Below are 738 nucleotides of genomic sequence, written 5' to 3'. Positions count from 1 at the left end.
GTTGATTGACGCCTCCTTTAGTCGCAGCATAGACAGTCAGGCCCGGTATGCCGAGCGAACTGGCGACTGAAGACGTCATGATGATGCTGCCGCCGCCTCGATCGAACATTGCTTGGGCGGAAAACTTCGCACAATAGTAGTAGCCACGCAGATTGGTGTCGACAATTTCGTCCCATTCCGCCTCTTCGAATGAATGTGCTGGCTTAATCACGTCGGTGCCTGCGTTGCATATCATCACGTCGATCTGCCCAAACCGGTCAACCGTGCCGCTGATCAGTGCCTTGCAATCCTGGTGTGACCGCACATCAGAACGGATAGCCGCCACCTCGATTCCTTGCCCCGCAAGTTCGGCCTCTGCTCCGGCCAGCTCTTCGCTGTTATGCGATGAAAGGACTACCTTCGCCCCCAATCGCCCGAAGCAGGTGGCGAGTGACTTCCCCAGACCGCGGCTCGATCCTGAAATGCAGACGACCTTACCGTCGATCCCGAAGATCTCCTGGTATACAGTACCAATCGAAGGAATGTGAGTTGTATCGGGCATAATCGATCACCTGCTCCCAGTATGATTTCTCGCTTTAGTGCAAATGACGCCTATCGTTCAGCAGGCAACACAGCGTGATCAAATCCCATGAAGCGCTGTCTCCTATTGCGGAACATCGTGTCATGCGGCATCGAAACTCAGGAACTGCGTTGCGTCCCTCAGGCGGTGCCTCGGCCGGCTTGCGGATCTATTTCCAA

The 738-nt window shown here is 55.1% G+C and carries 1 protein-coding gene; it reads right to left on the bottom strand.

The window, feature by feature from the left end; genetic code table 11:
• Positions 1-541 (bottom strand): SDR family NAD(P)-dependent oxidoreductase (locus tag O7A70_RS33865; RefSeq protein WP_337144213.1); only part of this gene is annotated, 541 nt, incomplete at its 3' end.
• Positions 542-738: the final 197 nt, after the last annotated feature.

Origin of the sequence: Mesorhizobium sp. Cs1299R1N1, assembly GCF_037179655.1 — a bacterium.
Classification (GTDB): domain Bacteria; phylum Pseudomonadota; class Alphaproteobacteria; order Rhizobiales; family Rhizobiaceae; genus Mesorhizobium; species Mesorhizobium salmacidum.
This window is presented reverse-complemented; position numbering and strand designations above follow the sequence as displayed.